The organism is Thalassoglobus neptunius, assembly GCF_007859735.1.
Lineage (GTDB): Bacteria > Planctomycetota > Planctomycetia > Planctomycetales > Planctomycetaceae > Thalassoglobus > Thalassoglobus neptunius.
This window is the reverse complement of record NZ_SIHI01000038.1, coordinates 1-17,110: the sequence shown is the minus strand read 5'-3', so window position 1 is coordinate 17,110 and position 17,110 is coordinate 1. Positions and strand designations below refer to the sequence as shown.

Below are 17,110 nucleotides of genomic sequence, written 5' to 3'. Positions count from 1 at the left end.
GGAACTTCAACGACCTGACACACTTGTTCTTCGGCAAGCAAGTGTTTTGGCCGGATTGTAGCGAAGGCAAAACACGTGCCGGAAGTCAGCTTTCGCCTTCCGGTCGGATGAGATGATTCGTCGCGTGCGTGATCAAAAGCCTTGTCTTCGACATGACTTAAAGGCGGCGAGAGGTTTTCTGTCATTGGATTCGGGGCGTCGAACGTTGAATTCGGACGTCTTTGGCTTGTGAAATTAATTATTTGGAGCGATCGACCATTCAGCACGCACTGAGGTCGCTCACCGAACAGCATGCTTTGGCCCCTTTGCTTCAATAGTGAGTCAAAGCGGAGAACTCCCCGGCTCTCCCATCGGGGAGCCTTATGCAATTCTTTCTCGAGAGCATCAATCCTTCGAAACTCCTGCTGACTGAACTTCACGGTGCGGGTTTGGAATCGACTTTGCGACGTTGTCAGTTCGCGGGCTTTCCTAATTAACCCAAGAAGGAGAATCGAATGGGATTGTTTACAAGAGAGAAGTTAGAAACTCTGGAATGTTTGTTTGATGATCAGTTGGAGGATCTTTACGACGCTGAACATCGATTGACCGAAGCCATTCCCCAAATGGCTGATAAGGCGACTGCCACCGATTTGAAAGATGCGTTCAAGACCCACCTGAAAGAGACTCAGATTCAGGTGGAGCGTCTTGAGACGATCTTCGAGTTGCGTGGTAAAGACCCAAAGCGGAAAACCTGCGACGCCATGAAAGGTCTCGTTTCGGAAGGGGAGGACGTGATTAAGGCGAAGGGTGATCCAGATGTGATTGACGCCGCCCTGATCGCTGCTGCCCAGCGAGTCGAGCACTACGAAATGGCAGGTTACGGAACACTCCGAAATCTCGCACAGCGTTTGGGAATGCATGAAGCTGCCGACTTGCTTCAGCAAACCCTCGATGAAGAAAGTGATGCTGACAGCAAGCTCACTTCGATTGCGACAAACCAGGTCAACGCTGCTGCAGCGTCGGCAACGTAATCCAATTCTGAGTTAACTCGCTTTGTCGAACGGCAAAGCGCATGATCCTCCTCTATGCCGATGGAACCTTGTTTTCATCGATAGTGGAGGATTCATTTTTTGGTACATCGCAAATTGATACTGCCCGGAATCGAGAATGTCACGAAGCACGACGTTCTTTGAAAGGGGAGAGAATTTTGGATTCTCATAAGAAACTTTGTAACGATTGGGGTTCTGGTGTGTTGTTCAACTGTGAGCAGGCTTTTTCTCAATGACTGACGAACTTTCAGCATGGATCACAGAAAGTGCTCCGCGAGCGTTGGCGTATGCTGTTTCGCTCGTCAGGAATGTCAGCGTTGCGGAGGATCTTGTTCAGGACTGTTATCAGCGGTTGCTGACAAAGTCGGAAGTCTATGACTTGCCACGGGAGGGAACAAAGCTTCTGTTCAAAGCGGTGACCAATGCGAGCATTAACTGGACTCAGCGGGAAGCGAAATCTCGCAGCTTGCAGACGTTGCAAAACGATGCTGATTTCCCGGTGGAAAAGAACGAACTTCCGTTGCAGGCGGCCGCGAGTCGTGAACTTGGCGACGCTGTCGGTATCGCGTTGGGGGAATTACCTGTCGAACAGAGAGCGGTCATTGAACTTCATGTCATGGGCAATTCGACTTCCGAGATTGCAACCATGCTGGAACTGACAGCGGAGAATGTGCGAGTGCTCCGCCATCGGGCTCGAAAACAACTCGCTTCGAAACTCCGACCATTCCTGGAGAACGACATCAAGTGACTGACGAACGGAAACATTCTGACTTCGATGAGATTGACGATCTCGTCAGAAACCATCTGGATGAGCAGACGCTTCGCTTCGAAACGACAGCGTTCGTTGATCGGCTTGTCGGTCAGTTGCCGAAACCCCAGTTGCCGAAACCCCAGTCAGCAGAGTCCTCCCCAAGCTCACGAAGTTGGGGAAGTCCGTTGGTGTGGTCGGTGACGACGGCGTTGGGGTTCGTGATCGCGTTCTTGATTGGACGGTCGATTTCTCCATCACAGATTCAGGCAGCCACGATTCTGCGTGATGTCAGTGAAGTTCATACTCAGCCGATGGATCGTTGTTACGACGTTCACTTCGCTCCGGATCCCGCATATTGGAACGAACGAAATCCATTCACCGGACCGTCGGATACGGTTTTGTGGACGAGAGGCGACCGCTTCTGGGCGGATGCGACTGTGGGGAAAATCAGGTTGGTGTACGGCCGAGACGGGCAGGGCAAAGTATGGGTCAGCCCGGACAGGTCCACCGGAATTCAGATCTATGGCAGCGATGAGGAACTCCCTGAGGACATCGCCATGTTCGTCGCGATTAACTCGATGACTGTTCCTTCCCTGATCGAAAATGTCCTTGCCGATTTTGATCTCCGCGCCGATGGGCCCCTGAGTGAAGATGCAACGAAAAGAAGCGACATTTCTCAGTCCGGCATGGGCAATTCTGTGATTTGGGCAACCTTGAAACCGGGGAGGTCGCATTCTCTGATTTCGTCGGCACTGCTTGAGGTTGATGAGACCGACACGCTGGTCAGGTTGATTCTCTGGACTGTGGACAAAGGAGAGCCTCGTGGTGTTGTCAGTTTTACGCTTGTCAACACTGACGAAATCGGTGACGAGCAATATCAGCTCACCGCTCATCTCGATCCGGATGCCGAAATCCGTGTCCATCGTCCGAAGCGTGAAAAGAATGAGGTTCAATGATCGATGAAAACTCTCAAGACCTCGACAACAATCGTTCTTGTATTCTCTTTAGTCCTGACAGCCACTGCGGATGATCAGAAAGCGGCCGAAAATCGCACGCCGGAAGATCCGTCCTCAGCGACCGATTTCACTTTCTTCGAAGCGAAAATTCGTCCTGTCCTGATCAAGCACTGCTACGACTGTCATTCGCTCGAAGCAGGTTCTGCTGAGGGGGAATTGCGGGTCGATGTAAAATCTGCCCTCCGGGCTGGCGGTGGTCGAGGGCCTGCCGTTGTCCCGGGGCAACCCGATGCGAGTCTTCTTCTGACTGCAATGTTGCACGAGGATTCCGATCTCAAAATGCCCCCGAAAGAGGAGCGTCTCTCCGATGACGTGATCCACGATTTCAGGAAGTGGATCGAGATGGGCGTGCCTGATCCTCGCATCTCAACTCAGCAGAACACGAATGAGGACTGGCGAGGAAAGAAGACAGCGGAAACGTTTTGGGCGTATCAATCGCCGCAGGAGTCGACAGCAGGCGAGGTGTCGAATTCGGAGTGGCTGCGGGACGAGATCGACCGCTTCATTATGCACGAACTCGATCGCAATGACCTGGCACCGGCAACGGATGCCGAGCCGCACATCCTTCTCCGTCGATTGTATTTCGATCTCGTTGGATTGCCTCCATCACCGGATGACCTTGTTCGATTTCGCAAGGCTATTGAGTCGCTGGGAGTCGAGAAAGCTCTCGCGAATGAGGTCGACTCGCTTCTCGAATCGCCGCAGTTTGGTGAACACTGGGGACGGCATTGGCTCGATGTGGCACGGTTTGGGGAATCGAGCGGAAAGGAAGCGAATATCCCGTTTCCATATGCGTGGCGGTATCGGGATTACGTGATCGAAAGTGTGAACTCAGACATTCCGGTCGATCGATTTTTCACCGAACAGATCGCCGGTGATTTGCTTCCGTACGAGTCGCCGAAAGAACGGGCCCGATTGCTTGTTGCCACCGGATTTCTGGCAGTGGGGACAAAGAACCTCTCGGAGTCGAATGACAAACAGTTTCTGGCCGACATCATCGATGAACAGATCGACAGCCTCAGTCGAGGACTCATGGCATCTTCGGTCGCTTGTGCCCGCTGTCACGATCACAAATTCGATCCGTTCTCGATGGAGGACTATTACGCTCTGGCAGGAATCTTCGAAAGTACAAAGACATATTTCGGAACGTTCGTCTCGCCAGCCAGTCGTCAAGGAGGTGACTTGATGGAACTGCCACATTTGAAGGGGCAAACCATCCTCCACCCATCGGTGACACCTCAAAAAGTCCAAGAACTTAAAGAAAGACTCGAGGAACTCAGAGCCGAAAAGGCAGAAATAGACGCTGCCCAACGTGCTCTCTTCTCTGGAAAGAAACCCAGGAAGACCTTCACTCTGCGAGATGTTTTGGCAAACATCTGGCGGACTGGTCCCATCGTCGGGAAGCTGCAAACCATTGACGACGATGGCCGCGCGTTGCCGGTGGCAATGGGAGTCAGTGATCGAGAATTAATTCGCGACGCTCATTTTCTGGCCCGTGGGGAAGTGAGTCGACCTGGCGAACCGATTCCTCGCAGATTCCCGCGAGCGATCCGACTCGATGAAACGCCGCAGATTCCGGACGGGCAAAGCGGACGACTGCAACTCGCGGAGTGGTTGACCGATCCGCAACATCCACTGACGAGTCGAGTGTTTGTCAACCGCGTCTGGCATCATCTGTTTGGGACCGGGATTGTTCGCACGGTGGATGACTTCGGGACGACAGGAGAACTGCCGAGCCATCCGGAATTGCTCGATGCGGTCGCTGTACAATTTGTCAACGATGGCTGGTCTTTAAAGCGATTGGTACGGCGGCTTGTGCTAACGCGAACGTATCGACAGGCCTCGGAATTCAACAGAACAAATTTCTTGCAGGACCCGGAGAATCGTTTGTTATGGCGAATGCCCAAGCGGCGACTTCCCGCGGAATCAATTCGCGACGCGATGCTTGTCGTTTCTGACGAACTGGATATGTCGCGACCGGAAGGTTCTTTAGTCGGGCGAATGATTCTCGATAAACCGATCTCACTCATCGGTCTCGATCGCCGATTGCCGACAGATTTAGACGGTTCGCTTCACCGATCTGTTTATCTGCCAGTCATTCGGGATCGGTTGCCGGATGTCCTCGAACTCTTCGACTTCGCCGAACCGAGTCTCGTCACTGGAGATCGCGAGCAAACGAATGTCCCCGTTCAGGCTCTCTACCTCATGAACAGTCCGTTCGTCCTCGACCGAAGTCGAGGCTTCGCTTCGCGTCTGGAAGACGAAGCTGAAACAAATGAGGACAGAATTGAACGTGCATTCCAACTCTGTTTCGCCCGCAGTCCGGATCGAGAGGAGCTTGAACGCTCGTTGGACTTTTTGAATCCCGCTTCAACATCAGCCGATCAACTCGACGCCGACCGCAATGAATTGTTGATGAGTTTCTGTCAGGCGTTGTTGGCGACCGCTGAGTTTCGAAACATCGATTAAAGAATCGCCCGAACATAAGGGAATCATCATGCCCCTGCACCAGCACGAGCAATCCGCTCCAGTCAATCTGTTCTCTCGACGAACTGCGTTGAGATCGCTCGCTTCCGGGTTCGGTTACCTCGCGTTCGCAGGACTGGCTCAAGCACAAGCAGCCCGAGACGCTTCATCGTCGACAGATGGTCTAGCGCCGAAACCAACTCACTTTCCAGCCCGAGCCAAACGTGTGATTTTTCTCTGCATGAACGGGGGACCTTCGCATCTCGATCTCTTCGACTACAAGCCCAAGTTGCAGAGTCGATCCGGACAGCAGACAGCTGAGAGTGTCCTCAAAGGAAATGCGGGGCTGATGGCGTCTCCGTTCAAGTTCGCCCAGCATGGAGAGTCAGGACAGTGGTTTTCAGAACTGATGCCGCATCTCTCTGAACACGCCGATGACCTCTGCTTCGTTAAAAGCATGCACACGGACTTGCCTAACCATGCACAGGCGTTCTTGCAGATGCATACTGGAAGCTTCCAGTTCACTCGGCCATCACTCGGAGCATGGTCAGTCTACGGACTGGGAACGGAGAACGAGAATCTTCCCGGGTTCGTGACACTCAATCCCCCATCGGACAACGGAGGCGCTCAGAACTATGGGAGCGCATTTCTGCCTGCGATCTGTCAGGCTACGAAAATCGGAACCAACCAGATTCCCGGATTTTACGCCGCTGTCCTTGGAGTCGACTCGGAACCTGGCCCTCCACTTCGCAACGTTCATAACCCGGTATTGACGAACGCGAAACAACGCCGACAGCTCGATTTGATTCGTGATTTGAATCAGCACAAGCTGCAACGTGATGAGTATCATCCGGAAATTGAAGGAGCAATCGAGTCGTTCGAGCTGGCGTTTCGAATGCAAGATGAGATCCCTCAATTGCTGGATCTTTCATTGGAATCACAAGCCACTCAGGAAATGTACGGGATTGGATCAGGACGTCCGACTGACCTTTTCGGCCGCCAGTGCCTGCTCGCTCGACGCATGGCAGAGGCTGGAGTCCGTTTCATCGAGGTGACCGCTCCGGCAAAGTGGGACCATCACTTCTTGCTCGAGTCCGCTCTCACAGAAAGTTGTTCACAGACAGACCAACCGATGGTAGCGCTGTTGAGAGATCTCAAACAACGCGGGTTGCTCGAGGATACACTCGTCATTTGGGCCGGCGAGTTTGGCCGCACTCCCTACGCTCAAAGCGGGACAGGCCGAGATCACAATAACAAAGGCTATACCATTTGGATGGCGGGCGGCGGTGTGCAGCCAGGACTCAGCTACGGAGAGACGGATGAGCTCGGATACCAGGCTGTCGACAAGCCCGTGCACATTCATGATTGGCACGCAACGATTCTGCACCTGCTGGGATTCGACCACAAACGTCTCACATTCAACTATGCCGGACGAGAATTTCGACTGACCGATGTCTACGGACAGGTCGTCAACGATATCATCGCTTAAGAACTGCGACGCACCAACTACATCAACCAATCAGCAAACCCCACCAATTGCTCCCGTCGCCTCAGTCATTCAATTCTGACGACGTGAGGCATCCCTCTGCGGAGACAACAGACCGAGTCGCGTGCCTCGATTCATCGTTTCTGAAAACTTGACAGTTGCTCAACGATGGCGTTTTTTTGCGAACTCGGTATGCACAGCCTATTTTTCAGATCATTCTGTAACGTGTTGAAAAAAGTTCGGCAGGTGGGAGCTTTCTGTGAAATAAGTGGTGTATGAGCGAAATTTCTAACGAGCCATTGTCAGAAGGTGAGTTTATGCGGCAATTCGTGCGGCACGAACCGGTGTTGCGCGCCTATGCCCGGACGCTCCTTCCGGACTGGAATGTGGTCGATGATGCCCTGCAGGAAGCCAGTGTGACAATGTGGGAAAAGCGGAGCGATCTTGAAAGTGCTTCGGGATTCCTTCCTTGGGCCAAGGTAGTTGTGCGGTTCAAGTGCCTGTCAGCAATCGCAGCTGCGCGCCGATCTCGACCGTTGCTCACCGACGAAATGCTTCAACAGTTGGCGGATGAAGCCGACGCTCTGCAACTTGAAGAACTGGCCTCGATCCGCAGCGCGCATTCGAAATGTCTGGGAAAATTCAACGCTGCTCATCAGGAATTGATATTGGCTCCCTACTCCGAAAGTGGACGAGTTCAACAGTTGGCCGGGCAGTGCGGCAAGTCGGCGCATGCACTTTACAAGCTGTTGGGGCGACTGCGAGACAAACTGGCCGACTGCATGCGAGGCCTCCTGCAAGTGGAGGGACTCTGACATGGAACCTCAGTCCTTGATTCATCGCTATCTCATTGGGACCGCGACTGAAGATGACGTCCAGAAGCTGGAAATTCTTCTGTTGAAACATCCGGAGTTGCGTCGCGAATTCGTCACAGCGGTGGCGACTGACACTGGGCTGCGCGACATCGCGTTGGAACGAGCGGTGAACTCCGCGACCAATGCACGATTTCCTCGAACAAACAGGTTCCGCACTTGGTCAATGGTCGGAGTCGTGGCAGCGACGGTGCTGTTATTTCTGGTGTTGAGGACCGCGATTCAGCCGATCGAGAACGTCGCGATGCTGGTGTCGAGTGAGAACGCCTCCTGGGAGAGCGTGTTGCCGACCGTACCCGGCTCGCAACTCACTCCCGGAATTTTGAGACTGAAGTCCGGAATTGCGACGTTGCGATTTCCGACCGGAGCGGAAATGATTCTTGAAGCCCCTGTCCATCTTGAACTCATCTCGGCGATGCGTTGCCGACTATTGGATGGAGTTGCTTTGGTGGAAGTCCCGGAAGCAGCGATTGGCTTTGTTGTCGAGACTCCGTCCGGGTATGCGGTTGACTATGGGACCCGCTTTGCCGTGAGGGTCGATTCCACGCGCGGGGACTCTGTCTTCGAACTGATCGAAGGAGAGATTGGTGTTCATCATTCAGCGACAGGTGAAGAAATCCGGCTCAAAGAGCCACATAAAGAAGTCACCGTCTCTACCGAATCAATGCATATACGGACTGAGGAGGACTCGGCTTTCGTGCCTTCAGCGAATACAGAACTCGTGAGGATCGGCACCGCCGGGCGTTCGACTTCGGTCCTTCCCAACAATAAACGGCACAAATTCATCGATTCAGAAGTTCTGTCCGTCCGGAAAACAGAGAACGGCAAATGGGACTATCGCTCCTTCTTTGAATTCGATCTCACCGATGTTGAACTTAAAGATGTGTTGTCAGCGAGGTTAAGGTTAAACCTTGTCCCCAGTCGACGGGGATTAGTCTCGCGGTTGTCGCTTATTAACCGCTTCGGTGTCTATGGGTTAACGAACCCTGAAAAGGCCGACTGGTCTGTTGATGCGACATGGGAGGATTCCCCCTCCCCGGAAGATGGTGTGTTGTTAGGGACGTTTGAGATCGAACGAAGTGCCCAGCGGGGATCTTTCGGTATCGCCAATGACCAGTTGCTGGAGTTTCTGAAAAATAACAGCGGGAAGCCCGTTACGCTGACTCTTGTGCGTTTAACAACACAAATCGAAGGCAAAGGTCCCGTTCTAGCACACATGTTTGCCAGCGACTCGCATCCGGAAGCTGTTGGCCCACTCCTCGAATTAACCGTAAAACAATCAACGGAAAGGTGACTCAATGAATCTTAATCGACGCATGGTTCTTAAGAGCATGGGGGGCACACTGGCACTCCCGCTTCTGGAGTCGCTTTCATTCGCTGCCCCGAGGCCAACGACCGCACCGACTCGGTTTCTCGTGGTTGGCAATCCGTTCGGAATGCATCCGGAACACTTCTTTCCGACGGACTTCGGGAAGGACTTCACGATTTCCCCAACGCTGAGATCGTTGGAATGGTTGAAGGATCGCATGACGATTATCTCGCACACTGATCACAATATGGTGAGCGGGCATGGTCGGGAAATTTCATTTCTCAGCGGGGTCCTGCCGACGGATGCTCAAGCATTCCCCGAAAAGAATATGTCCCTCGATCAGCTCTTCGCGCGGCACATCGGCAGTCAGGTCCGTTATCCCTCAGTCGGCGCTGCGCTCGATTCGGGTATTCGTATGAGTTGGACGGCGAACGGTGTCGAGAAACTGCCGATCACCGATCCGCAGGAACTCTTTAACCATCTGTTCTTAAATTTATCACCGCAGGAGAAAGAACAGCGAAGAGAGATGCTGCAGCGGAACGCGAGCATTCTCGACACTCTGGGAAGCCAGTTCGAGGGAGTCAAAAGGAACGCAAGTCGACTGGATCGAGACCGACTCGATCAGTTCCAGACTTCTATTCGCGAACTGGAAAACTCGCTGGCTGACCGCGAGACCTGGCTGGACCGCGACAAGCCCTCCTTCGACATCGCCGATCACTTCGTAGGCGAGACGACGATCGCCAACAAGTACGATGCCATGTTCGATATGATTGCCTATGCATTCGAGACAGATTTAACCCGCGTTGCGAGTATCGAATTCCCGGCCGAATTAAATTACACCGACATCGATGGCGTGAACCGCAGCTATCACGGATGTACTCACAACGGCCGAGGAGAGGATCTTGTCAAGGAACTGGTGTCGATCGAGTCATTCCAGATCGCAAGGTTGACGAGGTGTCTGAACAAGCTCGATTCAATTCGGGAACCCAATTCGGAAGGGACGATGCTCGACCACACGATTGTGCTGTTCGGGAGCGGAATGGGTTACGGTGGGACGCACTCGAATCGAAATCTTCCGGTCTTTGTCGCTGGGGGTGGATTTAAACATCGAGGATATATCGATGGTCGTGACAATAGTGGGAATAACATGCCGCTATGTAATCTATACGTCACACTGATGCAGCGGTTTGGGATCGAACGCGACTCGTTCAATACCAGCACTGGAGCTCTCGATTTGAGCTTCTCTTAATGTTTCGAACCGCACGACTTCCTTCAGCATTCATTTTGGATTCTTTTATGAACCTGTTCGATCGAATACTTTCTTGGTGCATTGTCGGGGCATTAGGTTTCGGAACTGCACTTCCGGCATTCGCAGATGAAGGGCTCATCAAGATGCACTGCGGCAAGTGTCACAGTGGAGCAGAGCCCAAGGGAGACTTCAGCGTTCACGATTTGGGGACGGCCCCAGCTCAAGAAAGCATCGATCTGTGGACAGCCAGTCTGGATCTTGTAAAGGCAGGCGAGATGCCTCCAGCAAAAAAGAGTCAGCTGACGACCTCTGGTCGCCACAAATTAGTTGAATTCCTCTCCGACAAAGTCCAGAGCTACGCTGCCCAGTCACAACACTCACATGAGATTGCTCCAAGACGGATTAACAATCGCGAATTTAAGAATAGTGTTCGTGATGCCCTGTTGATTGAAGACGTTGGGACTCATCAGCCGACCGACAATCTCATTGGCGATTCACTTTACGAGGGGTTTGACACCCACGGCGAGACGCTCGGATTCAGCAACTTCCATCTCGAACAGTATATCGATTCGCTTCGGAAAATTGTTGATGCCACGATTCTCGACGGCCAACAGCCAGAGTCCAAACATTATGAGATCGATTCGAGGCAGATCCGGTCTGCGCACACCAGCCAGAATCTGAAGCGTCCCGAGCGACGCGGCAAACGCGAAGGATTCGACTTTCTGGATCCTAAGGAGTTGGCGTACTTCGAGGATTTTCCAGTCGTTCCGACAACCGGTTGGTATAAGATTTCTATTCGCTGCACCGGATTAGATCGTGGATATTATGAGGCGGAGAAGACCGGCATTTACGATGACGATCCGATTCAACTCACCGTTGTGATGGGCAATCGAGAACGGACTTTCGATTTGCCAGACAACAATATCGTCGAACTTGAGTTAACCGAATGGCTTGCAGCTGGAACACGTCTGCGATTCCGGTATCCGACTGACGGACTGACTCTGCGTGGCAACGGCAACTTCAAATTTCAGAATGCCATTGCCGGAGAATATATTAAGGAACACGATCCCGAACTCTATCAGCAAGTTGCGGATTCTATCGTCAACAAGCCGGGACGCCGGGTGCTCAGGCCAGAAAGTTGGCATCACTGGGTCGACTTCTGGCGGGGGCCACGACCACGAATTTACAGCGCCTCGGTCGAAGGGCCATTGTTCGACTCTTGGCCGCCTGCTCGTCAAGTGGCTTTGCTGGGCAAGAACCCCTCGGTTGAGGACGCTGCTTCGATTCTGGAACCGATTGCGGAACGAGCCTGGCGTCGTGAGGTTCGTGAAGGGGAGCTGGAACCGGTCGTTCAACTCGTGCAGTCAAAGAAGCAATCCCTCGGAGATGTGGCTGCCTTTAAGGAAGGGATCATCGCGATCTTGGCATCGCCACCGTTTCTCCTGCTCAACACCGACGATCTGACTCCACAGGAAGAGTTCGCCGCGAAGTTCAGCAACTTCCTCCAAAGTACAATTCCCGATCGCGAGCTGCGCGAGGCCGTAGAAGCGGGGGATTTTGAATCGTTCGAAGGTGTGTATGAGGAAGTGCAACGTCGCCTGGAATCGGCTGAGTGCGATCCGTTTCTAAAGACGTTCCCTTACGCCTGGCTGAAACTCAACGACATTAACTTCATGGCCCCTGATCCGGACCGCTATCCGCATTATCACCGGAAAAAGGTCAGTGACGATATGATCAATGAGGCACTAACATTCTTTCGCTATGCCGTTGAAGAAGATCTTCCGGTCACGGAGTTCATCTCCGCCGATTACAGCTTCATCAATGCGGACCTCGCTGTGGTTTACGGAATCGACGATGCTCCGCAGGATTCAAAGCTCCGCAAATACACCTTCACGGATGGTCGACGCGGTGGGTTTTTGGGAATGGGGGCCTTTCACACCGTCACCGCTGACAGCCTCGGCACGTCTCCCATTCATCGGGCGATTTACGTGATGGAAAATTTTCTCGCGATCCATCCATCGCCCCCGCCAGCGGACGTCCTAATTGAAGAACCAGATATTCGCTCTGCAAGAACGATCAGGGAAGTCCTCGAGGCTCATCGATCCGACAAAACCTGTGCTTCGTGCCATCAGAGCATTGACCCGTTCGGCTGGGCATTCGAAAACTTCGACCCCGTTGGCAGTTGGCGAGACGCTTACGATGACCCAACTCTCGAACCCGTTAGCAAACGGCAACGACAGAAGCGACCGAAACCAGAAGGAATTCCAGTTGATGCTTCCGCCAGTTTCTTAAACAGAGCTGAGTACCGCGATATCGTCGGCTTCCGTCAGCTGATGCAATCGAAGGCCAACAGCGATCGCTTCATCCGCTGCTTCGTCACCAAACTCCTTACCTATGCCAACGGGGAAGAACCGGATGATTACACAGAGATCGAGAAAATCGTGGCAAAATCGGCCGAGCACGACTACCACATGATTGCCACAATCGCCGCCGTCATCGACAGCCCACTCTTCCGCGAAACGTCGAGATAATACCACCTCAGTTATTAAGGTAAATCGCAATGATAGCTAATGAGGTTGACAATGAACCTCGCTCGCTTGTTCCTCAGTTAGTTGTTGCGTGTGAGGATTTGGAAGCAGATCACCGTGAATGCGAAACGTTCGCAGGCGTCGAGAGGATCTGTCGGTGATCAGTCGAGTTCGCCGAGACCGACTGCACCGCCAGGGGAACTCCGAGACGATCGACCAGCATGGTGTGTTTCACCCGTTTCTTTCTGCGGTCAACTGGGCTCGGACCGCTGCAAACTCCGCCACCAAAAGCTCGTACTTGAGAAGAATCAATGACGACAGTCTCGTGCGAGAGTTGGTTGGTTCGCCTCGATTTGGTGAGCAACAGGTGAGGAAATTTTTCCCAAATCCCAGCATCTTCCCAGTCATGTCACAACAGCCCACAGTCAACACAAACCAGATGACTTTGAGAACGGTAAAGTGATCCGTTGGCGGGCGTCCCCCTTGCGGTCCGGGAGTCGGTTGTGCTGGTAGCAGATCTTTGACATGCTTGTAAAAGTCATCCGGCAGCCGTGCATCCATGCTTCGCTCCTTGATGAGTTGTCGTGAACAAACGCTCATTAGGCACAAATCTATTGCCGCTCGCTAGCTGATCATAAAATCAGTTTTCTGTCAGCCTCTAAAGAAAATCATGGCGTTTCCAGCGTGTGACAAATCGCCATCAGTTATGCACGCGGTGATCGTGCGGTTTGTTGTGAATGAATAACAATCAACCACCAATTGCGATTTTTGTGATGTGCGGACTTGCGTCTGGGCTTCTTTCCTGCTTGTCGTTCGTCGTTCCGGGACTTGTAGTATTTATCCCTGGTTTCTTGTTTGGTGGAGCGATTTGTTTTGCAATTCAGAAGTCGCTGACTCCCATTGCTGTTTGGCAGCAGTTGGTCCTGATTGTTGTTTCAGGGGTCGCCTATTTTCTGGCAGGAATTGGAGGGGTTTTCTTTGGGATGAACCTGCTCGGAGTTGACAACGGATTGTTCGGGGGAGCCATTGTTGGTGCGATCAGCGGATGCATCGGGGCGACGCTTCTCGTATTTCCGTTGATTACTTTCGTCGAAGAATCACAACCTGAGTTGACCCTTCTCTTGACGCCACTTGTCGGAACGATTTTGGGGTCAGCGTTCATAGTGATTGGAGTCTTCATTGCGGACCACACATCGATTGGTCACCCTTGGGGTTTCTTTTTCGTGTTTCCTCTGTGGCAAGGCGGAGTCGCTGCCACAATCGGCGGGCTGTGCGATCCGAGTCTGGCACGCGTGATTGACTCAGTTGAAAGGGAATCAATCTAACCTAGTGACTCACTCGGTCGGTGTCTGACTGATCGCTTCTCTGGTTCGGGTGACTTTGTTGAGGATGTCGTCTGGGTCTTTGGTTCACTGGAAGGAGTTGGGAGCGTTGTTGGTGTGATTGATGTGCTCCCAGATTGCTGCTTCCAGCTTGGCAACGTTGCGAAGTGATTTGCGACGAATGCAGGGTTCGGTGAGATCGCGAAACCAACGTTCCATAAAGTTCAGCCACGAACTGCTTGTCGTGTTGGACTTGCAGTGAGTGGAGAGTTTCAGTGACGGCTGATTCAGGGGCTGCGGATGGTTGCTGTCTCTCTACCGCTATCGAAAGTGGCATCTCAGGTGTTTCACTCGACTGCCCTTGCGTTGATGCTTGTGACCTGTGCGGCCAATGCCAAGAGACTTGGTGACACAAAGGGTTTTCCAGAAACTGCTTGTACGTTTTTTTGCTGTGAATCTCGATTTTGTGCTTTGGTTTTTTCTGAAGAGCGTCATTAGTATCAAGAAGTCATCAACAATCACTTGTCCGTCCGGCCTTCCTGTTATGAGTAGTTCTCCCGTCGCTCCGTCTGAGGCAATGATCGGACCGGATGAATTCGTTCAATTGGTCATGCAGCATCAGGGGAGAATTGTCGGGTATCTAGTGTCACTTCTCCCAGATCGTTCGGATGTTGACGACCTGTTCCAGGAAGTCACCACTTTCATGTGGGAGAAACGAAGCGAATTTGAGCGTGGGACAAATTTTGGTGCGTGGGCTTGTCGGATCGCTTATTTCAAGGTTCAGGAGTTTCGTCGAAAAGAGCACAATCGTCGGGTCTTCTTCAGCGATGAGCTCGTTCAGCTCCTTGCAGAAGATGCAGCTGCGATGGGAAATGAATTCGAAGTTCAGTCGACTGCCCTGCAGGAATGCCTTGAGAAGCTCCCGTCTCAGCAAAGAGACCTTGTCCTTTACCGCTTCCGACCGGACGTCAAGCTGAAAGACGTCGTCAAAATGCTCAATCGTTCTGAGGTCACCGTTCGTCGGCGTCTGCAGATCATCATTCGAAATTTGGGAACCTGCATCACATCGAAGCTGGCGTGAGAGGAGGGGCATAATCGACGCGCAACGTAGTAGCGATCAACTTGAAATTCTTCGGATTCTCGATCTCGTGGAGATGGGTACGTACACCGAAGATGAAGCTCGTTCGTTCTGCGAGCGTTTGAAGCAAGATGCTGAATTCCGACGATTGTACCTGGAAACAGCTGCGTTGCGTGGACATCTCCGCGTTGAGAGTGCGTTCAGGATGGAACAGTCAGGCGAGAGCAACTCGCTACAACCCTCTTCAGCAACGCGATCAAGCGGAGAACGACATTCAACTCGGCCCAAGGCTTTCATCGCACTTGTGTTGACGCTCGCCGTGGTCTTCGTCGGAGTGACAGCTTGGTTATTGTCTGGCTCTGACAGATCTAGTGGGCTCGATCACCAACTGACTCACGAACGACCCGACGAGAACGGACCTCGTCTCACTAATAACTCCACGGATCGCCGTGATGATGTCGCTCCAACGATTGACAATCAGGACCGAAATGTGGATGCGACGCCCATTGCGGAGTTTGCGCGTTCCGTAGACGCGTCTTGGCCTCTTGGCGCCACGCGTTGGTCCGTTGGCGACTTCTTACGCCGCGGAGACACCGTCTCCCTGGGAAGTGGTCGCGCGGAACTTGTCTTCAGTTCGGGCGCAATCATGTCTTTGGTTGGTCCAGCCGAATTGGTTGTTCATTCGGGAATATCGGTCAGTCTCAACTCAGGGACTGCAACGACCCGAGTCGAAGGTGTCGGGAAGGGTGAATTTAAGGTATTCACTCCGACCACCGAGGTTCTCGACCTCGGCACCGAATTCGGAATCATGGTTCATCCCGGCAATTCTGAAACGGATGTCGTCGTTTTTGACGGCGAAGTCGACGTCACATCACTGACCGGACGCGATCAGAATTCCGGTGACCGTCTTCCGCCGCAAAGGTTGAGTGTCGGAGAAGCAGCTCACTTTAAACTGAGTGGGGAATGGGACCGAGTTGTTTCTGTCAATCGTGCCGCCTTTCCATTCGGTTCTCAGATGTACGATGTGAGCATGCCTCGTTCCGACGTTATTTTGAACGTCACGGACAATCTCTCCAGTAGTTCTCGCCCCAAATTCTATGAAGTCGTCCCGAATGGATTTGGAGAAGATGCTCGTGCATTCGTCGATCGTACGCACGAATGGAACGGAATCGATTCTCTCGGCATACCATCCTACCTTCTTGGCAAGGACTATATTCGCACGTTTAACGATGATAAGTTTAATACGGACATTGAAATAACAGTTGAGCTCTCTCAGTCAGCGGATGTTTATGTCCTTTATGCAATCTTACAGTCGCCTCGACCTCACTGGTTAGTCAGTGAGTTCGAAGACACTGGAGTTGTCATCGGTCTCGATGAGGCCGAGTTTGTCTCCCCGAAAGGGTTCCACGTCAAACAGTCCGTGGAAGTTGGTCCTGGAAAATCGATTGACTCGAAGTTTTCGCTTTGGAAGAAAACAGTCCGGGACAATCTGAATGTTGTCCTTGGAGCAATCTCGAGCGATGAGAATACGGGCCAGTTCAAAGCGAACTACGGAATCATCGTCGTCCCGCTGAATTAGTTCTCTCCAACTATCTGTTCGTCATCCGTCGTCGGGAAAGAATGTAATTTCGCGACCGTTCTACTACTTATGAAGAAAGGTGTTTGATGAATTTATTTGAAAATGTCTGTACACGGGAAAAGAACCGCTCAAGAGCTTTTACTCTGATTGAACTCCTGGTCGTGATTGCGATCATCGCAATCCTTATTGCACTGCTACTTCCGGCTGTTCAGCAAGCACGGGAAGCTGCTCGAAGAACACAGTGTAAGAACAATCTTAAAAACATTGCTTTGGCAATTCATAACTACGAAAGCACGTTTAGAGGCTATCCGGAAACTGAGGTTTTGTGAAAGTCTGGTTTTGTTCACACTTTGCGGTTCATCAACGCAAAGGAGTGCACGGTGTCCGAGGCGATTCGAAAAGCGTACCCAAGTGACCTGACTGACC

At 52.4% G+C, this 17,110-nt stretch carries 13 protein-coding genes and 1 pseudogene; 13 read left to right on the top strand and 1 reads right to left on the bottom strand.

From position 1 onward, the window contains the following. Window positions 1-494 precede the first annotated feature (494 nt). The 9 genes from KOR42_RS21960 to KOR42_RS21920 all read left to right on the top strand — a co-directional run bounded on the left by KOR42_RS21960 (window position 495) and on the right by KOR42_RS21920 (window position 12,708). The gene (locus KOR42_RS21960) at window positions 495-1,010 is read left to right on the top strand and encodes a YciE/YciF ferroxidase family protein (protein ID WP_146511985.1); all 516 of its coding nucleotides are present in this window, start codon (window positions 495-497) and stop codon (window positions 1,008-1,010) included. A gap of 250 nt (window positions 1,011-1,260) precedes the next feature. Then, window positions 1,261-1,776 (top strand): RNA polymerase sigma factor, encoded by a 516-nt coding sequence (locus tag KOR42_RS21955; protein ID WP_146511984.1) that lies wholly within the window; start codon window positions 1,261-1,263, stop codon window positions 1,774-1,776. Further along, entirely contained in the window at window positions 1,773-2,735 is a 963-nt protein-coding gene (locus KOR42_RS21950) for a hypothetical protein (protein ID WP_146511983.1), read from the top strand. Before KOR42_RS21955 ends, KOR42_RS21950 begins: the two co-directional genes overlap by 4 nt. A 3-nt stretch (window positions 2,736-2,738) precedes the next feature. Then, window positions 2,739-5,264 carry a PSD1 and planctomycete cytochrome C domain-containing protein gene (locus KOR42_RS21945; protein WP_146511982.1) on the top strand — a complete coding sequence of 842 codons (2,526 nt, stop codon included), beginning with the start codon at window positions 2,739-2,741 and terminating at the stop codon, window positions 5,262-5,264. Window positions 5,265-5,292: 28 nt separating this feature from the next. Continuing rightward, window positions 5,293-6,750 carry a DUF1501 domain-containing protein gene (locus KOR42_RS21940; protein ID WP_146511981.1) on the top strand — a complete coding sequence of 486 codons (1,458 nt, stop codon included), beginning with the start codon at window positions 5,293-5,295 and terminating at the stop codon, window positions 6,748-6,750. Window positions 6,751-7,022: 272 nt separating this feature from the next. Further along, window positions 7,023-7,562, top strand: a complete 540-nt coding sequence (locus tag KOR42_RS21935) for a sigma-70 family RNA polymerase sigma factor (protein ID WP_146511980.1) — start codon at window positions 7,023-7,025, stop codon at window positions 7,560-7,562. Window position 7,563: 1 nt separating this feature from the next. Then, window positions 7,564-8,913, top strand: coding sequence for a FecR domain-containing protein (locus tag KOR42_RS21930; protein ID WP_146511979.1), 1,350 nt, complete (start codon window positions 7,564-7,566; stop codon window positions 8,911-8,913). A gap of 4 nt (window positions 8,914-8,917) precedes the next feature. Next, window positions 8,918-10,177, top strand: a complete 1,260-nt coding sequence (locus KOR42_RS21925) for a DUF1552 domain-containing protein (RefSeq protein ID WP_146511978.1) — start codon at window positions 8,918-8,920, stop codon at window positions 10,175-10,177. A gap of 47 nt (window positions 10,178-10,224) precedes the next feature. Further along, complete coding sequence (locus KOR42_RS21920) at window positions 10,225-12,708, top strand: DUF1588 domain-containing protein (protein WP_197441441.1); 2,484 nt, start codon at window positions 10,225-10,227, stop codon at window positions 12,706-12,708. Window positions 12,709-12,936: 228 nt separating this feature from the next. Here the strand turns inward: KOR42_RS21920 and KOR42_RS21915 are convergent, their stop codons facing one another. Continuing rightward, window positions 12,937-13,266 carry a hypothetical protein gene (locus KOR42_RS21915; RefSeq protein WP_197441440.1) on the bottom strand — a complete coding sequence of 110 codons (330 nt, stop codon included), beginning with the start codon at window positions 13,264-13,266 and terminating at the stop codon, window positions 12,937-12,939. Window positions 13,267-13,442: 176 nt separating this feature from the next. Here KOR42_RS21915 and KOR42_RS21910 point away from each other — a divergent pair, with 176 nt between their 5' ends. The 4 genes and pseudogenes from KOR42_RS21910 to KOR42_RS21895 all read left to right on the top strand — a co-directional run. Further along, complete coding sequence (locus KOR42_RS21910; RefSeq protein WP_146511976.1) at window positions 13,443-14,030, top strand: hypothetical protein; 588 nt, start codon at window positions 13,443-13,445, stop codon at window positions 14,028-14,030. Window positions 14,031-14,571: 541 nt separating this feature from the next. Further along, window positions 14,572-15,108, top strand: a complete 537-nt coding sequence (locus tag KOR42_RS21905) for a sigma-70 family RNA polymerase sigma factor (RefSeq protein ID WP_197441439.1) — start codon at window positions 14,572-14,574, stop codon at window positions 15,106-15,108. Between the two features lie 73 nt (window positions 15,109-15,181). Further along, on the top strand, window positions 15,182-16,684 hold the full coding sequence (locus KOR42_RS21900; protein WP_146511974.1) for a FecR family protein: 1,503 nt from the start codon (window positions 15,182-15,184) through the stop codon (window positions 16,682-16,684). An 86-nt stretch (window positions 16,685-16,770) separates the two neighbouring features. Further along, window positions 16,771-16,995: pseudogene (locus tag KOR42_RS21895) on the top strand (DUF1559 family PulG-like putative transporter); the annotation flags it as partial. Window positions 16,996-17,110: the final 115 nt, after the last annotated feature.

Coding starts and splice junctions, on each gene's coding strand:
- KOR42_RS21960 (WP_146511985.1), top strand. CDS start 495: ATGGGATTGTTTACAAGAGAGAAGTTAGAAACTCTGGAATGTTTGTTT.
- KOR42_RS21955 (WP_146511984.1), top strand. CDS start 1,261: ATGACTGACGAACTTTCAGCATGGATCACAGAAAGTGCTCCGCGAGCG.
- KOR42_RS21945 (WP_146511982.1), top strand. CDS start 2,739: ATGAAAACTCTCAAGACCTCGACAACAATCGTTCTTGTATTCTCTTTA.
- KOR42_RS21940 (WP_146511981.1), top strand. CDS start 5,293: ATGCCCCTGCACCAGCACGAGCAATCCGCTCCAGTCAATCTGTTCTCT.
- KOR42_RS21935 (WP_146511980.1), top strand. CDS start 7,023: ATGAGCGAAATTTCTAACGAGCCATTGTCAGAAGGTGAGTTTATGCGG.
- KOR42_RS21930 (WP_146511979.1), top strand. CDS start 7,564: ATGGAACCTCAGTCCTTGATTCATCGCTATCTCATTGGGACCGCGACT.
- KOR42_RS21925 (WP_146511978.1), top strand. CDS start 8,918: ATGAATCTTAATCGACGCATGGTTCTTAAGAGCATGGGGGGCACACTG.
- KOR42_RS21920 (WP_197441441.1), top strand. CDS start 10,225: ATGAACCTGTTCGATCGAATACTTTCTTGGTGCATTGTCGGGGCATTA.
- KOR42_RS21915 (WP_197441440.1), bottom strand. CDS start 13,266: ATGGATGCACGGCTGCCGGATGACTTTTACAAGCATGTCAAAGATCTG.
- KOR42_RS21910 (WP_146511976.1), top strand. CDS start 13,443: ATGAATAACAATCAACCACCAATTGCGATTTTTGTGATGTGCGGACTT.
- KOR42_RS21905 (WP_197441439.1), top strand. CDS start 14,572: ATGAGTAGTTCTCCCGTCGCTCCGTCTGAGGCAATGATCGGACCGGAT.
- KOR42_RS21900 (WP_146511974.1), top strand. CDS start 15,182: ATGGGTACGTACACCGAAGATGAAGCTCGTTCGTTCTGCGAGCGTTTG.